Genomic DNA, 15,579 nt, shown 5'->3' on the forward strand with positions numbered 1-15,579 from the left:
CGTCATGAAATTTTCTGCATCCTCACCCACATCCATCGTCATTGCCACACGTGAGAGCCAGCTGGCCATGTGGCAGGCCGAGCATGTGCAGGCGATCTTGCGCGGCCGTGGCCACAGCGTCGATCTGCTGGGGATGACGACCAAGGGCGACCAGATTCTGGACCGAGCCCTGTCCAAGGTGGGCGGCAAGGGTCTGTTCGTCAAGGAGCTCGAAGTGGCTCTCGAGGAAGGCCGCGCCGATCTGGCCGTGCATTCCTTGAAGGATGTGCCCATGGAGCTGCCCGAGGGCTTTGTGCTGGCCTGCGTGATGACGCGCGAAGACCCGCGCGATGCCTTTGTCTCCAGCCGATATGCATCGCTGGACGAGCTGCCCCAGGGCGCCGTGGTCGGCACCTCCAGCCTGCGTCGCCAGGCCCTGCTGCAGGCGCTGCGTCCCGATCTCAGGATCGAGGCCCTGCGCGGCAATGTCAACACCCGCCTGCGCAAGCTCGACGAAGGTCAGTACGACGCCATCGTGCTGGCAGCCGCCGGCCTGATGCGCCTGGAGATGAGCGAGCGCATCCGCGCCAGATTCGACCCGGCCCAGATGCTGCCCGCTGCCGGTCAGGGCGCACTGGGCATTGAGGTGCGCGCGGATCGCCAGGACATCATCGACGCCCTGGCCCCGCTGGCCCATATGCCCACCTGGCTGACCGTGACCGCCGAGCGCGCCGTCAGCCGCTGCATGGGCGGCAGCTGCTCCATGCCGCTGGCCGCATACGGCCGCTTTGAAGGCGACACCCTGCACATGGATGCGGCCTGGGGCGATATGGAGGGCAGCAAGGGCCTGGTGCGCGTGCAGGCCAGCGCCAGCGTGACGGACTTTGCCAGCGCCAACGCTCTGGGCGAGCAACTGGCCGCGCAGCTGCAAGCCGCGGGTGCCGTGCCTGCGGCGCCCAGGCAGGACTGAGCCGCGCCTGCCCATGCGCCGCGTTCTGGTCACCCGCCCCTTGCATGATGCGAAACCCTGGGTCGATGCGTTTCGCGCCCGCGGCCTGCAGGCCGAGGCCTTGCCGCTGATAGGCATAGGGCCCTGCACAGACCCGGCTGCACACCAGGCTCTGCTGAGGGCGCGACAGTTGGCGCTGAAACCCGGTCACTACCGGGCCGTGATGTTTGTCAGCGGCAATGCGGTGCAGTATTTTTTTGCCCAGGATCAAACTCCAGCGTTGGATGCTGAAGCGTTGCTAGCGCCTGATACCAGGGCGTGGACCCCCGGCCCGGGCACAGAGCGGGCCCTGCTCGAAGCAGGACTGGCCTCTCTCCAGATCGACGGCCCTTCGCCGGACGCGGCGCAGTTCGAGTCCGAAGCGCTTTGGCAGAACGTCCACGGCCAGGTTCGAACCGGCGACCGCGTGCTGATCGTGCGCGGCACCAGCCCTGCGACCGCCCCCGTCGCCGGCAATGCCGGCATGCCAATACCGTCCACACAAGGCGCAGGCCGTGACTGGCTGGCAGCCCGGCTGCGCGAAGCCGGAGCCGAGGTGGAACTGCTGGCCGTGTATGAGCGCCAGCTTCCTCCATGGACGGCGCAACAGCTGAATCTGGCCCGGCAAGCCGCCAGCGACGGCAGCCTGTGGCTGTTCAGCAGCTCGGAAGCTGTTGCCAACCTGCAACAGCTGCTGCCCCAGCAGCAATGGCACTCGGGGTTAGCGCTCACCACCCATGAACGCATTGCCAGCAAAGCACTTTCAGCAGGTTTCGGTCGGGTTTTGCACAGTCGCCCAAGTCTGGACGATGTGGTTGCGTCTATAGAATCGGCTCTATGAGCTCCGATGCCATCCCCACCTCCGACAACCAACCCTCAGCCGCCCCCCCCAGCCAGGACCCTTCCGCGCCCGCTCAGACCGGGCGTGGTGTCCCCACGGCTTTGGTGCTGACGCTGGGAGCGGTGGCTGCCGCAGCCCTGGTCGCCTGCGGCATGCTGTGGCAGCGCGTGGGCAATATGCAGGAGCAGCTGGCGCGTCAGTCGGCGCAGTCCGGCGCGCAGTCGGTGGAGGCTCGCACCCTGGCCAAGGATGCTCAGGATCTGGCTCGCGACAGCGCAGCACGTGTCTCCGTGATGGAAGCGCGTGTGGCCGAACTCAGCCTGCAGCGCAACCAGCTTGAAGAACTGATGCAAAGCATGTCGCGCTCGCGCGATGAAAACCTCGTGGCCGATATCGAATCCTCGATACGCATGGCCCAGCAACAGGCTGAACTATCAGGCAGCCTGCAGCCATTGGTGGCGAGCCTCAAATCAGCCAGAAAGCGCGTGGAAAGCACGGCCCAGCCGCGTCTGGCGCCCGTCGTGCGCGCCATTGATCTGGATCTGGACAAGCTCTCGCGCATGAGCGTGACGGACACCACAGGGGTGCTCAGCCGTATCGAGGACCTGATCCGTCAGGTGGACGACCTGGCTCTCATCAACGATGTGGGTCGCCCGCGTACGCGCAATGCTCAGCCCCGCAAGACGGCGGCCGCTCATGACACTCCCGAGGACGCCAGCCTCTCCCTCACTCAATGGGCCTGGTGGCAGGGCCAGGGTCAGCGGGTCTGGGACTCCTTCAAGGATGGCGCGGCCGATCTGGTGCGCGTGCGCCGCATCGATCACCCCGAGGTGGCCCTGCTGGCCCCCGAGCAGGGCTATTTCCTGCGCGAGAACCTCAAGCTGCAACTGCTCAATGCCCGTCTGGCCCTGCTGTCGCGCCAGTGGGAATCGGCACGCGCCGACCTGAGCGCTGCAGGCACCTTGCTCAACAAATACTTTGACGCACGCTCGCGGCGTACCCAGATCGCCCAGGCGCAGTTGCAGCAGATTCAGGCCAATCTGCATACGGGCGGACGCGTGGAGCTTGAAGACACGCTGAACGCTCTGACCACAGCGGCCGCCGGCCGCTAATCGAGGAGGACACAGAAATGCGCGCCGCCTTGTGGTTGATGGGTCTGTTTGCCGTGGCCGTGGCCATGGCACTGTTTGCCGGCAATAACCAGAGCTCGGTCACCTGGTTCTGGTCGCCCTACCGGGTGGACATGTCGCTGAACCTGGCCCTGGTTCTGCTCTTTCTGGCTTTTGTGCTGCTTTATGCCGCGCTGCGTGCCCTGGCAGTGCTGCTGCAGATGCCGCATCAGGCACGCCGCTGGCGCATGCAGCAAAAAGAGCGCGGCATGAACCAGAGCCTGCTCGAAGCGCTCTCGCATCTGCAGGCCGGCCGCTTTTTGCGCGCCCGCAAATCGGCTCTGGCCGCCTTGTCCACCGAGCAATCGCTGCGCGAAGCAAAGGCCGGCCTGCCTTATGGCGAACGCCTGAACGCAACAGCCCATCTGATCGCCGCCGATGCCTCCCACGCCCTGCAGGATGCAGCCTTGCGCGACAAGCACTGGCAACAGGCTCTGGACGTGCTGCCCATCCCCGGCAACACCCAGGACATGGAAATTCGCGAAGGCGCCCAGATGCGCGCAGCCCGCTGGGCACTGGACGACCGCGATGCCGCCGAATCGATTCGCCGCCTGGGCGAGTTGCCGCTGGGCGCAGGCCGCCGCACGATTGCCCTGCGCATCAAGCTCAAGGCAGCACGCCTGTCTGGCGACACGCAGGCGGCGCTCGACACCGCCCGTCTGCTGGCCAAGCACCGAGCCTTCTCTCCCGCGGCCTCGGCCAGCGTGGTCCGCGGCCTGTTGCTGGCCAGCATTCGCGACGCACGTGACACCTCGTCGCTGCAGCAGTTCTGGCTGTCGCTGGACGAAGACGAGCGCGCCATGCCCGAAGTGGCCATCCCTGCCACGGAACGCCTGATCGAGCTGGGTGGAGAAGCCCAGCAGGCACGCGCCTGGCTGCTGCCCGTGTGGGAGCATTTGCTGACCCAGCCAGGACCGCGCACGGAAACCCATCTGCCCAAGCTGGTGGAAGTGCTGCAGTCAAGCTTGGGCAAGCTGGATGGAGCCTGGCTGGCTCGCATGGAAGCCGCAGCCAATGCCAACCCGCGCGAGTCGCGCCTGCAGTACCTGGCCGGCATGGCCTGCGTGCAGCGCGAGCTATGGGGCAAGGCCCAGCAGTTGCTGACCCGCGCCGCACCGCTGCTGCAGGACCCCCAGCTGCGCACGCGCGCCTGGCAGCGTCTGGCGCTGATGGCCGAGCACCGTGGCGATATGGAGGCCTCGGCCATCGCCTGGAAGCTCGCAGCCCAGGCCATGGTGGTGCTACCGGACAATCCGGCGCAGGAATAGGCACGCTCCGACACGGCTTACAAGCAACAGGCAAGCAGCTACTGCGGCCTTGAGTTGCGCGGACGCTGTGCGGCCAACTACGCTGCTCTCGCCGAGCGCAAAGCAAAAGGCCACGGCCGCCGCGGCAAGCCGCGAGCGACCGTGGCCTCAAGCCAGGTCTGGACTTACTTGCTGTGCTCTATGGTCTTCACATGCTCTGCCACCTGCGCGGCGGTCACGTCGCCAGGGCGGCCGCCCCAGGTCTGACGCATGTAGTTGACCAGGTCGGCCATCTCCTCGTTGCTGAGCTTGTCGGCATAGCCGGGCATGGTCTGCATGCGTTCGCCATGGGCCAGGTCACGCTCGTGCACGCCTTCGCGGATCACGCGAATCAGGTTGATGGGCGTGGGGAACATGGCCGTGGTGTTGGTGCTCATGGGCACCGACGAATGCGGCTGACCTTGGCCCTGTGCACCGTGGCAGCCCGCGCACAAGCCCAGGTACAGGTTCTCGCCCTTGACGCTGGTCTGCCCCTCGGCAGCCTTGAGCTTGGGCCCTGGCATCTCGCGGTTCTGGGTCAGATAGGCGGCCATGGCGCGCACATCAGCCTCCGCCATGCGCGAGGTGGAATGCTCGAGCACCGATGACATGCGGAAAGTCATCACCCCTTGCGGCGACAGGCCGGTGCGGAAGAACTTGACCAGATCGTCCTTGGTCCAGCCGCGCTCGCTCAGGGCATCGGGGGTCAGCGCCGGAGCGTAGGAACCTTCGATGGTATTGCCCTCAAGATAGCGCGAGCCATCCATGGCAAAGGTGGCCTTGGTGCGCGGGCTGTGGCATTCGGCACAGTGACCCAGCACATCCACCAGATACTTGCCGCGCACCAGTTCGTCCACCGACATGTCGAACTCCTTGGCTGCGGGTCGATTGAGCGCATTCCACATGGCCACGGCAGGACGGATGCTGAACGGGAAATTCATCTCGCTGGGCTTGTTGGCGACTTCCACGGCCGGCTGCTTCATCAGCCACACCCACAGCGCATCGACATCGGCACGCGTGATCTGGTGGTAGCTGGCATAGGGCATGGCCGGATAGAGGTTCTTGCGGCCGGGCGCCATGCCGGCAGCTACTGCACGATACAGATCGTCGGCCGTCCAGCCGCCGATGCCGTGCTCCTTGGAAGGCGAGATATTGGTACCGTAAAGCGTGCCCATGGGGGTGACCATGGGCACGCCGCCCGCCAGCTCCGCCCCCGTGGCGGGCGAGCTGTGGCAGGCCGCACAGTCACCGCCGCGAAACACCTGCTCGCCGCGCTTGTAGAGCGCATCGAACTCCTGCGGGCCCAGCTTGGCAAAGTCCACCGTGGCGGGCGGGACGTCGCCGCTTGCGCTGCCGTACAGATACATGCCTCCGGCCACGAGCACACCCAGCACGGCGGCTGCGCCCAGGCCCTTGATCCAGGTCTTAGCCATTGTTCACGACCTCCTTGCTGCGCTTGCCCGTGGTCAGGCCCGGCGTCTTCAGGATCACGTCGCGCACGGCGTTGTAGTAACGCACATAGCCGGTGCAACGGCAGATATGGGGCTCCAGTTGCTCCTCGATGGCTTTTTCCACCTCATCGGCGGGTACCGGCTGCTTCTGGAGCTTTTCCACCAGCACGGTGGCCGAGTTCACGAAACCCGGCGTGCAGTAGCCGCACTGGAAGGAATAGTGCTCGAGAAAGGCCTTCTGCACCGGCGAGGGATGGACCACGCCCTTGTCGTCCACCGAGGCAATGCCTTCCACGGTACGAATGGTCTTGCCGTTGAGCCAGGTCACGCCGGTCACACAGGCGGGCACGGTGATCGAGCCTTTTTCCGGGTCGTCGACGATGATGGTGCAGGCGCGGCACACGCCCTGGCCGCAGCCCAGGCGCGTGCCGTTCATGCCCGCGTACTCCTGCAGGAACTCGATCATCATCAGGTCCTTGGGAACGTCGACGGGGCCTACCTGTTTGCGATTGATGGTGGCGGAAAATTGGATACGGTCCTGCATCACAGTGCCTCTTTGATTTTGTCGGGGGTCACAGGGGTCGCATGGAAGCGCTTGCCCGTGGCATGGGCGATGGCGTTGACGCAGGCGGCGACCACCGGGATCATCACCACCTCGGCCATGCCCTTGGGCGGATCGGTGCGCGACAGCGGCGGCAGCACCACGCCCTCGGCCTTCCACACGGCCACTTCGCTGGCGCGCGGCACGTGGTAGCGGTTCAGGTTCCACTGGCCGTTGCCGGGGCCGGTCTCATGGCGCGGCAGGTCTTCGTACAGCGCATGACCAATACCCATGGCCACACCGCCCTGGATCTGGCCGGAGACCAGCTCGGGCACGATTTGCGCGCCGCATTCCAGCCAGGTCTTGTGCGAGAGGAGGTTCACCTTGCCCGTACCCGGGGACACGGACAGCTCCACCATGGTGGCGCAGGGCGCGTAGTACACCGTGCCCGCATTGGTGCGCTGCACCGGCGGGTAATAGACCTTGTCGCGTGCGATGAAGGCATAGCCGCCGGATTTCATCGCGGCCTTCTTGGCCTCGCCAGCTCCCTTGCCGTACTGCACGGACAGGGCGTCGATCATGGCCTGGAACTTCCTGCCCTCGACCGTGAAGTCGGCCTTGGCCCAGGCCCAGCGGTTAAAGGCGTGCACGCACACGCCGGTCACGATGCCGAGTTCGTGCGCGCGCTCGGCCAGGCGCTCCAGGCTCAACGGCTCCAGGCCCTCGGCCACGAGCATGCGATCGCGCCACTCCAGCATGTCTTCGGTGACGGTGCTAGGCAGCATCTGCCCCCCGCCCTCCTTGCCGGACCAGATCGACTGGGCAGCAGGCCACAGGCAGAGCTTGAGCAGCAACTGCGCCGCCTGTTGCGTGGCGTGGCGGAAGTAGTAGGCCGAGTTCGAGGCCGATACCGGCGACACCAGGCGCGGCACCCAGCTTGGGTCCCTGGCCAGCTCATCCTCCTTGGCCTGGGGCGTGGTATAGGGCTCGTCCTTGGTATGCAGCGGCAGGTTGTCCCAGTGGTTCACCGCGAAGTCCACGTCGTCCGCCGGGCGCCCCAGAAAGGGCTCGACCGCCACCAGCTGTGCCGTGGTGCTGCCGGTGCCGATCTCGGTGGCGATGTGGCGCATCTTGATGCGGCCCTCGGGCGTGATCTCGAGCTGCGCAATCGAGGCTTCTGCCCCCGTGCCGAAGTCCTTTTGCACGGCACCAAAGCCTATGCCGTAGCGCAGGCCGGGGTTGGCTGCCTCGAAGTCGGCCTTGCGCTTGGCGCGCTCGGTCCACATCGGGTCCTTGGCGGCCATGTCGAGGATCTCGCCGATGCGCAGATGACCCGAAGGCGAGGCGCCCTGGGTGTTCTTCATGCTGCTCTTGAGCACATTGCGCCGGCGCAGCTCGATGGCATCGAGGCCGATCTCCTGGGCGATCTCGTCGACCAGCATCTCGGTATAGGCCATGGACTGCACCGTGCCATAGCCGCGCATGGAGCCGGCCGTGACGCCGATGGAGGGGTACACCTCGGTCGACAAGTCGCTCTCGGGGAAGTAGTAAATGGATTGCGCCGCCGTCACTGCCACCGTGCCCACCGAGGGGCTGAAGTTGGTCACGCCGCCGCCGTCGCCCACCATGTGGCAGGTCAGCGCGTGGAACTTGCCGTCCTTGTCCACCGAGATCGCTGTCTCCACGTCGAAGGGATGGCGCTTGAGGGCGAACTGGAAGTGCTTCCAGCGGTCCAGCGCCAGCCGCACCGGGCGGCCCTGGGCGTACAGCGACGCCAGTGCCACGTAGAACGGGAAGGGATGGTGCTCCTTCTGGCCGTAGCCCACGGTGTAGGAGCTGATGTAGTCGAGCTGGTTCAGCGGCAGCTTGCTGTCCTTGAGCATGTGCATCACATGCTCGGCCGTGCCGTAGGGCGCCTGGCTCGCGGCCACCATGTGCAGCGCACCGCTGCCCTGCTCATACCAGGCCAGGCCGTTTTCCATTTCCATGGCTACGTGCTCGATGGACTGGCTGTAGTACTTGCGTGCAAACGCGCGCAAACCGTCCTTGGGCTGTTTCATCTCGGCCTGGATGCGGGCCGACTCGCCCATCAGCGCGCCGAAGGCGGGATGGCTGCTGTCAGGCCAGTGCACGCCTTTTTCATCGAGCTGAGGCCAGATGACGGTGTTCTTCATGGGCGAGAACCTGTCCTCGCCATAGCCGTCCTCGCCTTGCACCCGTACGTAGCGCGCAGCCACATAGGGCGCGCGCGGCGGCTGGGCAGCCTCGGCTCCGAAGCGGAAGATCGCGTCATTGAAGCGCAGGCGCTGGTTGGCCACGCGGAACTTCTCGTAGTCGTGCCAGATGGCCACGGCCACCGGGTGCCCCAGCATGGGAGAGACCTGGCCCTTCTTGACGAAGAACTCGCCATAGAAGCCCGGCTCGGGCATTCCAACGCCGTCGGCGGCGATAGACTCGGCGTCGATCAGTACATCAGGCTGGTAGTCGCTGCCCAGCACCGACAGATCCAGGCCTTCGTAGATGCGGTCGGCGCGCGGGATATGGATGGTCAGCGCGTGCGACTGCTGCGCAGGCCAGCCCTGCATGTCCCTGGCGCGCAGGTCGATGGCAAAGACCTTCTGCCCGGTGACCTTGGCCATGCCGTCGCGGCGGTAGTTGAGCGTGTTGCCATTGATCCAGTGGGTCTCCTGACCGCTGGCGGGCGTTATCAATTCCGCAAGTGCGTCTTTGACCGGGCGCACACTCGCAATCACGCCCATGGCGGCGGCAGCCTTCAGAAAACTGCGCCGATTCAAGTCCAGTTTGGACACGGTTCCAACTCCTTGCTGCAATGCGCACAGCAACAGCAAGGACTGGCGTGGGCACATCGCTAGATGACTATGTATTCCCGAACGTTGTATGCGTCCGAGAGTCAAAAAGCAGGTGATAACGGCTGCAGTTGTTGTCGGCATTTCTGCCCACATATCGCCAGCCTTGGCCGTCCGCCACGCTTTGGTCTTTTAAAAGACTAAGAGGCGCGGAGTATAAAAACAGCGGCCTGCATGATTTCTCGCCACCCAAATTCACAAGTTAAATACTCGGAAAATTGATACTCATCAATACCGACTTCCTTCATTAGTGCTTGTCGTGCAAAACGGCATGCGCCCACTTCGCTGTGCATCGAATGTTCGATGACCTTGCTGAAGCCAGCGCTTTTTGGTTCGGACATTCAGCTTTTTTGAATCGAGCCCTCAATCCTGCTGAACCTTTTTGCATTCTCCGCTTCATACACTGCATATCAATTTCAGCAGGCCTCCAGCGCCCGCGACCCGCACTTTCTGATTGCAGTTTCCATGAACTCGAGCTCCCGCTATACCGGTACCGCCATCGCCCTGCACTGGGTTCTGGCCTTGGCACTGATCGGCATCTTCGCCTTTGGCCTCTATATGACAGGCCTGCCTTTCTCGCCAACACGCCTCAAGTACTTCAACTGGCACAAATGGGCCGGCATGACGATTCTGATCCTGTCCGTGCTGCGCCTGGTCTGGCGCATCACCCACCGACCACCGGAGCTGCCCGAAGCCGTCACCCGCACCATGCCGGGCTGGCAGCGCATGGCCCACCATGGCGTGCATCACCTGATGTATGCGCTGTTCTTTGCCATCCCGCTGGTGGGCTGGATGTACAGCTCGGCAGCAGGATTTCCCATCGTGCTGTTCGGACAATTGCCCCTGCCTGACCTGGTAAGCAAGAGCCCCGAGCTGGCCGAAGCGCTCAAGCCCTGGCATGGCTATCTGGCCTATGCGCTGGCAGCCCTGGTAGTGATGCATATCGCTGCCGTCATCAAGCATCAGATCATTGACCGCGACGGACTGCTGTCACGCATGGTTCCGGGCCAATAGTCCCCCCTGAGCGGCGTTGCCGGGGCGGCCCCGCCGCTTCCCCCCAGGGGGACAACAGCTTTGCTGCGCGGCGGCGCTTGCTTGCTGTCTCGCTCCTTCAAGCCGTACCGGCTTTTGAGTTTTTTGTATGTTCATCACAAGGAGTTTTTGATGAAAGTCCTTTTTTCCTCCGCACTGATTGCGGCCGCTTTCCTGGGCAACACCGCACAGGCCGCTCAAGCCCTGGTGCCCGCACAGAGCGCCGTCAACTTTGAAGCCAAGCAGATGGGCGTGCCGCTCAAGGGCCACTTCAAGAAGTTCGACGCCCAGATTGCCTTCGACGCCGCCAAGCCCGAGAGCAGCAAGATCCATTTCACGGTCGATACCGGCAGCGCCACCATGGGCGCCAAGGAAACCGATGCCGAACTGCCCAAGGCAGACTGGTTCAACGTTGCCAAATTCCCTCAGGCCACTTTTGACTCCAGTGCCGTCAAGGCTCTGGGCGGTGGCAAGTTCCAGGTGGACGGCACGCTGACCATCAAGGGCAATGCACAGAAGGTGAGCCTGCCCGTGACGCTGACCCAGTCCGGCGCCACCACCACGGCCGCCGGCACGCTGGCGCTCAAGCGTCTGAACTTCAAGATCGGCGATGGCGACTGGAAGGACACCTCCATGGTGGCCGACGAGGTCAATGTGCAATTCAAGCTGGCTCTGACTGGCGTCGGCAAGCTCTAAGCGTTTCTCGGCTCCAGCGCTTGATAGGCAAGCGCTGAAAGCTCATGTTTTGATAGTTCCAATCCCTGAAGGAGTATTCACCATGCGTTCCACTCTGTTCGCTCTGGCCGCTGCGTCCCTGTTTGCCACCGCTGTCCAGGCGGCACCAGCCACTTACGCCATCGACCCCACACACACGTTTGCGACTTTCGAGATCGATCACTTTGGCGCCTCCACCAACCGTGCCCGCTTCGACAAGAAGAGCGGCAACGTGCAGTTCGATAAGGCAGGCAAGACCGGCAAGGTCGATGTCGAGCTGGACATGACATCGGTGAACTCCGGCACCGCCGCTTTTAACAAGCATCTGCAAAGCGCCGACATCTTTGACGTCGAGAAATTCCCCAGCGCCAAGTTTGTCTCCGACAAATTTGTCTTCGACGGCGACAAGCTCAAGGAAGTAAGCGGCCATCTGACGCTCAAGGGCAAGACCGCCCCCGTTACCCTCAAGGCCAACAAGTTCACCTGCTACGAAAGCCCCATGCTGCAAAAGCGTGAAGTCTGCGGCGGCGACTTTGAAGCATCCATCGACCGTACCCAGTGGGGCGTGGACTACGGCATCCCCTATGGCTTCTCCAAGCAAGTGCGCCTGGTCATGCAGATCGAAGCCGTGAAGCAGTAATCCAGGTTCGCAAAGACTCTCGAGTGAAGCCCCTTGCGGGCTCTCTCTTTGGCCCGGCCCGTGCAAGCGGTCCGGGCTTTTTTGCGTCTGCAGCCTGCTTCAGACACAAATCCCTTTCATTAAAAAATTTACTTTAGGTTAATTGATTACGAATAGTAGAATAATCTCACTCACACAATTGAAGGAGACATCGCATGAGCCAAGCCGCCCCTACCCCGGTTTACTCCCAGCCCCGGCGTGCAGACATGAGCCAGCTGCCCGCACCTGCAGCCGTGCAGCAGTTGCACCACTACGCCTACAAGGCCAAGGATGCAGAAGAGACTCGTCACTTCTACGAGGACATCCTCGGCCTGCCGCTCTACCACATCATCCAGAGCGACTACGTCCCCTCCACGGGCGAGTACTGCCCCTACACCCATTTCTTCTTCCGCCTCAAGGACGGCTCCTTCATCGCCTTCTTCGACATTGGCGACGACGAAGCGGCCCTGCCCTCACCCAACACTCCGATCTGGATCAATCACATCTCCTTCCGCGTGGACTCCGTGCAGGAGCTGGAAAACACCAAGGCCCGCCTGCAGGCCTGCGGCGTGGAAGTGCTGGGCGTGACCGATCACCACATCTTCAAGAGCATTTATTTCTTCGACCCCAACGGCATCCGCCTGGAGCTGACGGCCCAGCTGGCCGACGAGCTGCAGATGCTCAAGGAAAGCAAGACCGCCCATGCACGCCTGGACGAGTGGACGGCCCGCAAGGAGCAGTGGCGCAAGGAACGTGCCGAGGGCAAGTCCAGCGCTCCCCTCAAGCCGCAGAACAACGACCGGCCGGAGTTTGTTCCTGGTAAGTAACACCCCCTGAGCGGCTACGCCGCTTCCCCCAAGGGGGACGACAACCTCGCTGCGGGGCGGTTGGGGCCGCCCAGGCCTTGCTAGACGTCTCTGGCGTGGTACATCAAGCGAAGTCTCGCTAATTCAATAGCTACAAGCGCTTGATAAATAAGCGCAAGAGGGCGAAATAAGACCTACCGCGCTCATCACCGGATCGGATCGCTAAAATCATTGGCAATCCGTCCTTATCTTTCATGCAGACGGCATCCCTTTTCAGGATGCCGTTTTCATTTCCAGAGTTCTTGTACCGCAGCCATGAGCGACACCATTCAACAGCCCGGCCTCGACAGCCTCTCCAAGTCTTTTGAACCTGCCTCCATCGAAGCCCATTGGGGACCTGAATGGGAAAAGCGCGGCTACGGCAATGCCGGCTATCGCGGCACGGGCAAGCCCGGTACCGAAGCTACCGCTGCAGGCAACAATTTCTCCATCCAGTTGCCCCCACCCAATGTGACAGGTACGCTGCACATGGGCCATGCGTTCAACCAGACCATCATGGACTCGCTGACACGCTACCACCGCATGAAGGGCTACAACACGGCCTGGATTCCCGGAACCGACCATGCAGGCATCGCTACCCAGATCGTGGTGGAGCGCCAGTTGCAGACTCAGGGCGTGAGCCGCTATGACCTGGGCCGCGACGAGTTCACCAAAAAGGTCTGGGAGTGGAAGGAAAAGTCCGGCGACACCATCACCACCCAGATGCGCCGCATGGGCGACACCGTGGACTGGAGCCGCGAATACTTCACCATGGACGACAAGCTGTCCAAGGTGGTGACCGAGACCTTTGTGAAGCTGTACCAGCAAGGCCTGATCTACCGCGGCAAGCGCCTGGTGAACTGGGATCCGGTGCTGCAGTCGGCAGTCTCCGACCTGGAAGTCGAGAACCAGGAAAAGGACGGCAGCCTGTGGCATATCGCCTACCCGCTGACCAGCGGCGAAGGCAATCTGGTGGTAGCAACCACCCGTCCCGAAACCATGCTGGGCGACGTGGCCGTGATGGTCCACCCCGAAGACGAGCGTTACAAGCACCTGATCGGCCAGACCGTGACCCTGCCCCTTGTCGGCCGCCAGATCCCCATCATCGCCGACGAATACGTGGACCGCGAATTCGGCACCGGCGTGGTCAAGGTCACGCCTGCGCACGATCAGAACGACTATCAGGTGGGCCAGCGCCACAAGCTGCCCATGATCTGCGTGCTGACGCTGACCGCCAAGATCAACGACGAAGCGCCTGAAAAATACCGCGGCATGGACCGCTTCGTGGCCCGCAAGGCCATCGTGGCCGACCTGGAAGAGCTGGGCCTGATGGTCGAGATCAAGAAGCACAAGCTGATGGTGCCCATCTGCGACCGTACCGGCCAGGTGATCGAACCCATGCTGACCGACCAGTGGTTCATCGCCATGAGCAAGGTCAGCGACCAGGACCCGAGCGGCAAGTCCATCGCCCAGAAGGCCATCGACGCCGTCGCTTCCGGTGAAGTTCAGTTTGTGCCCGAGAACTGGGTCAACACTTACAACCAGTGGATGAACAACATCCAGGACTGGTGCATCTCGCGCCAGCTGTGGTGGGGCCACCAGATTCCTGCCTGGTATGACGAAGAAGGCAATATCTACGTTGCCAAGAACGAAGCCGAAGCCCAGGCACAAGCTGACAAGGTTTCCCCTGGCAAGAAGCTGACCCGCGATGCCGACGTGCTGGACACCTGGTACTCCTCCGCCATGGTGCCTTTCAGCACCATGGGCTGGCCCGATCAGGGCCACGCGGCCGATGACGACTTCAACCTCTACCTGCCCTCCTCGGTACTGGTGACGGGCTACGACATCATTTTCTTCTGGGTCGCCCGCATGATCATGATGACCACGCACTTCACGGGTCGCGTGCCGTTCAAGCATGTCTACATCCACGGCCTGGTGCGCGATGCGCAAGGCAAGAAGATGAGCAAGTCCGAAGGCAATGTGCTGGACCCCGTGGATCTGATCGACGGCATCTCGCTGGAGCCGCTGCTGGAAAAGCGCACCACCGGCCTGCGCAAGCCCGAGACCGCTCCTCAGGTGCGCAAGAACACTCAAAAGGAATTCCCCGAAGGCATCCCCGCCTACGGAGCGGACGCACTGCGCTTCACCTTTGCGGCCCTGGCATCGCTGGGCCGCAGCATCAACTTCGACAGCAAGCGCTGCGAGGGCTACCGCAACTTCTGCAACAAGCTCTGGAATGCTTCGCGCTTTGTGCTGATGAACTGCGAAGGCCATGACTGCGGCCTGGCACCCCACACCAAGGAGCAGTGCCAACCGGGCGGCGAGTTCGCTGGCTATATGCACTTCAGCCAGCCCGACCGCTGGATCAGCTCGCAGCTGCAAAAGGTCGAGGCAGAAGTGGCCAAGGGCTTTGCCGAGTTCCGCCTCGACAACGTGGCCAATGCCATTTACGACTTCGTCTGGAACGAGTTCTGCGACTGGTATCTGGAAATCGCCAAGGTGCAGATCCAGACCGGCAACGAGGCCCAGCAGCGCGCCACGCGCCGCACGCTGATCCGTACGCTGGAGGCGATTCTGCGCTTGGCCCACCCCATCATCCCGTTCGTGACCGAAGAGCTATGGCAGCAGGTCGCCCCCGTGGCCGGACTCAAGGGCGAGTCCATCGCCGTGGCACGCTACCCCGAAGCACAGCCGGAGAAGATCGACGAAGCCTCTATCGCCTACGTGGGCCGCATCAAGCAGATGGTGGATGCCTGCCGCGCGCTGCGTGGCGAGATGGGCGTGTCGCCCGCTCAACGCCTGCCGTTGCTCACCGTGGCCGGCAATGCCGAGGACTCGGCATTTATGCGCGCCAATGCCGACGTGCTCAAGAACCTGGCCAAGCTCAGCGAAGTCAAGGTGTTCGATGACGAAGCCGCATGGGCCACCGCCGCACAGACTGCTCCGGTCAACGTCCTGGGCGACATCCGCATGGCTTTGTTTGTCGAAATCGACGTTGCAGCCGAGAAGGCCCGCCTGTCCAAGGAAGCCAAGCGCCTCGAAGGCGAGATCGTCAAGGCCAACGGCAAGCTGAGCAACGAGGCCTTCTGCGCCAAGGCTCCTGCCGCAGTGCTGGAACAGGAGCGCAAGCGCCTGGCCGACTTCGGCGCGACACTGACACGCATCAACGAGCAGCTCGCTCGTCTGGGCTAAACCCCGCTAAACTCTC

General features: G+C 63.1%; 13 protein-coding genes. 9 read left to right on the forward strand and 4 right to left on the reverse strand.

Annotated features, from left to right (window positions below; genetic code table 11):
- Nucleotides 1-4 precede the first annotated feature (4 nt).
- From hemC to MPZ60_RS18535, 4 genes are read left to right on the forward strand one after another with little or no spacing between them, the layout of a single operon-like run.
- Nucleotides 5-949, forward strand: a complete 945-nt coding sequence (gene hemC, locus MPZ60_RS18520) for a hydroxymethylbilane synthase (protein ID WP_034352869.1) — start codon at nt 5-7, stop codon at nt 947-949.
- 13 nt (nt 950-962) lie between these two features.
- Nucleotides 963-1,808, forward strand: coding sequence for a uroporphyrinogen-III synthase (locus tag MPZ60_RS18525; protein ID WP_034352870.1), 846 nt, complete (start codon nt 963-965; stop codon nt 1,806-1,808).
- Nucleotides 1,805-2,920: a uroporphyrinogen-III C-methyltransferase gene (locus tag MPZ60_RS18530; protein WP_034352873.1), complete on the forward strand. Its 1,116-nt coding sequence runs from the start codon at nt 1,805-1,807 to the stop codon at nt 2,918-2,920. The genes MPZ60_RS18525 and MPZ60_RS18530 overlap by 4 nt, the downstream gene beginning before the upstream one ends.
- Before the next feature lie 17 nt (nt 2,921-2,937).
- Nucleotides 2,938-4,245, forward strand: coding sequence for a heme biosynthesis protein HemY (locus MPZ60_RS18535; protein ID WP_034352876.1), 1,308 nt, complete (start codon nt 2,938-2,940; stop codon nt 4,243-4,245).
- Nucleotides 4,246-4,409: 164 nt separating this feature from the next.
- Here MPZ60_RS18535 and MPZ60_RS18540 read toward each other — a convergent pair whose 3' ends face one another.
- The 4 genes from MPZ60_RS18540 to MPZ60_RS18555 form a co-directional block, all read right to left on the reverse strand.
- Complete coding sequence (locus tag MPZ60_RS18540) at nt 4,410-5,696, reverse strand: cytochrome c (RefSeq protein ID WP_034352879.1); 1,287 nt, start codon at nt 5,694-5,696, stop codon at nt 4,410-4,412.
- On the reverse strand, nt 5,689-6,258 hold the full coding sequence (locus MPZ60_RS18545; RefSeq protein ID WP_003069132.1) for a (2Fe-2S)-binding protein: 570 nt from the start codon (nt 6,256-6,258) through the stop codon (nt 5,689-5,691). The genes MPZ60_RS18540 and MPZ60_RS18545 overlap by 8 nt, the downstream gene beginning before the upstream one ends.
- On the reverse strand, nt 6,258-9,065 hold the full coding sequence (locus MPZ60_RS18550) for a xanthine dehydrogenase family protein molybdopterin-binding subunit (RefSeq protein ID WP_034352882.1): 2,808 nt from the start codon (nt 9,063-9,065) through the stop codon (nt 6,258-6,260). Before MPZ60_RS18550 ends, MPZ60_RS18545 begins: the two co-directional genes overlap by 1 nt.
- Before the next feature lie 197 nt (nt 9,066-9,262).
- Nucleotides 9,263-9,463, reverse strand: coding sequence for a hypothetical protein (locus MPZ60_RS18555; RefSeq protein WP_034352884.1), 201 nt, complete (start codon nt 9,461-9,463; stop codon nt 9,263-9,265).
- A gap of 124 nt (nt 9,464-9,587) precedes the next feature.
- On the opposite strand from MPZ60_RS18555, the gene MPZ60_RS18560 reads away from it, so the two are divergent.
- From MPZ60_RS18560 to MPZ60_RS18580, 5 genes are all read left to right on the forward strand, one after another.
- Nucleotides 9,588-10,136 (forward strand): cytochrome b, encoded by a 549-nt coding sequence (locus MPZ60_RS18560; RefSeq protein ID WP_045839915.1) that lies wholly within the window; start codon nt 9,588-9,590, stop codon nt 10,134-10,136.
- A gap of 150 nt (nt 10,137-10,286) precedes the next feature.
- Complete coding sequence (locus MPZ60_RS18565) at nt 10,287-10,850, forward strand: YceI family protein (RefSeq protein ID WP_003069127.1); 564 nt, start codon at nt 10,287-10,289, stop codon at nt 10,848-10,850.
- A gap of 82 nt (nt 10,851-10,932) precedes the next feature.
- Nucleotides 10,933-11,508 carry a YceI family protein gene (locus tag MPZ60_RS18570; protein ID WP_034352888.1) on the forward strand — a complete coding sequence of 192 codons (576 nt, stop codon included), beginning with the start codon at nt 10,933-10,935 and terminating at the stop codon, nt 11,506-11,508.
- A gap of 194 nt (nt 11,509-11,702) precedes the next feature.
- Nucleotides 11,703-12,353: a VOC family protein gene (locus MPZ60_RS18575; protein WP_003069123.1), complete on the forward strand. Its 651-nt coding sequence runs from the start codon at nt 11,703-11,705 to the stop codon at nt 12,351-12,353.
- 294 nt (nt 12,354-12,647) lie between these two features.
- Nucleotides 12,648-15,563, forward strand: coding sequence for a valine--tRNA ligase (locus tag MPZ60_RS18580; protein WP_034352892.1), 2,916 nt, complete (start codon nt 12,648-12,650; stop codon nt 15,561-15,563).
- The last annotated feature ends 16 nt before the right edge of the window (nt 15,564-15,579 follow it).

This window comes from Comamonas sp. 7D-2 (genome assembly GCF_022749555.1).
In the GTDB taxonomy this organism is placed as follows: Bacteria; Pseudomonadota; Gammaproteobacteria; order Burkholderiales; family Burkholderiaceae_C; genus Comamonas; species Comamonas thiooxydans.

Coding starts and splice junctions, on each gene's coding strand:
- MPZ60_RS18570 (WP_034352888.1), top strand. CDS start 10,933: ATGCGTTCCACTCTGTTCGCTCTGGCCGCTGCGTCCCTGTTTGCCACC.
- hemC (WP_034352869.1), top strand. CDS start 5: ATGAAATTTTCTGCATCCTCACCCACATCCATCGTCATTGCCACACGT.
- MPZ60_RS18545 (WP_003069132.1), bottom strand. CDS start 6,258: ATGCAGGACCGTATCCAATTTTCCGCCACCATCAATCGCAAACAGGTA.
- MPZ60_RS18535 (WP_034352876.1), top strand. CDS start 2,938: ATGCGCGCCGCCTTGTGGTTGATGGGTCTGTTTGCCGTGGCCGTGGCC.
- MPZ60_RS18555 (WP_034352884.1), bottom strand. CDS start 9,463: ATGTCCGAACCAAAAAGCGCTGGCTTCAGCAAGGTCATCGAACATTCG.
- MPZ60_RS18530 (WP_034352873.1), top strand. CDS start 1,805: ATGAGCTCCGATGCCATCCCCACCTCCGACAACCAACCCTCAGCCGCC.
- MPZ60_RS18540 (WP_034352879.1), bottom strand. CDS start 5,696: ATGGCTAAGACCTGGATCAAGGGCCTGGGCGCAGCCGCCGTGCTGGGT.
- MPZ60_RS18525 (WP_034352870.1), top strand. CDS start 963: ATGCGCCGCGTTCTGGTCACCCGCCCCTTGCATGATGCGAAACCCTGG.
- MPZ60_RS18580 (WP_034352892.1), top strand. CDS start 12,648: ATGAGCGACACCATTCAACAGCCCGGCCTCGACAGCCTCTCCAAGTCT.
- MPZ60_RS18575 (WP_003069123.1), top strand. CDS start 11,703: ATGAGCCAAGCCGCCCCTACCCCGGTTTACTCCCAGCCCCGGCGTGCA.
- MPZ60_RS18565 (WP_003069127.1), top strand. CDS start 10,287: ATGAAAGTCCTTTTTTCCTCCGCACTGATTGCGGCCGCTTTCCTGGGC.
- MPZ60_RS18560 (WP_045839915.1), top strand. CDS start 9,588: ATGAACTCGAGCTCCCGCTATACCGGTACCGCCATCGCCCTGCACTGG.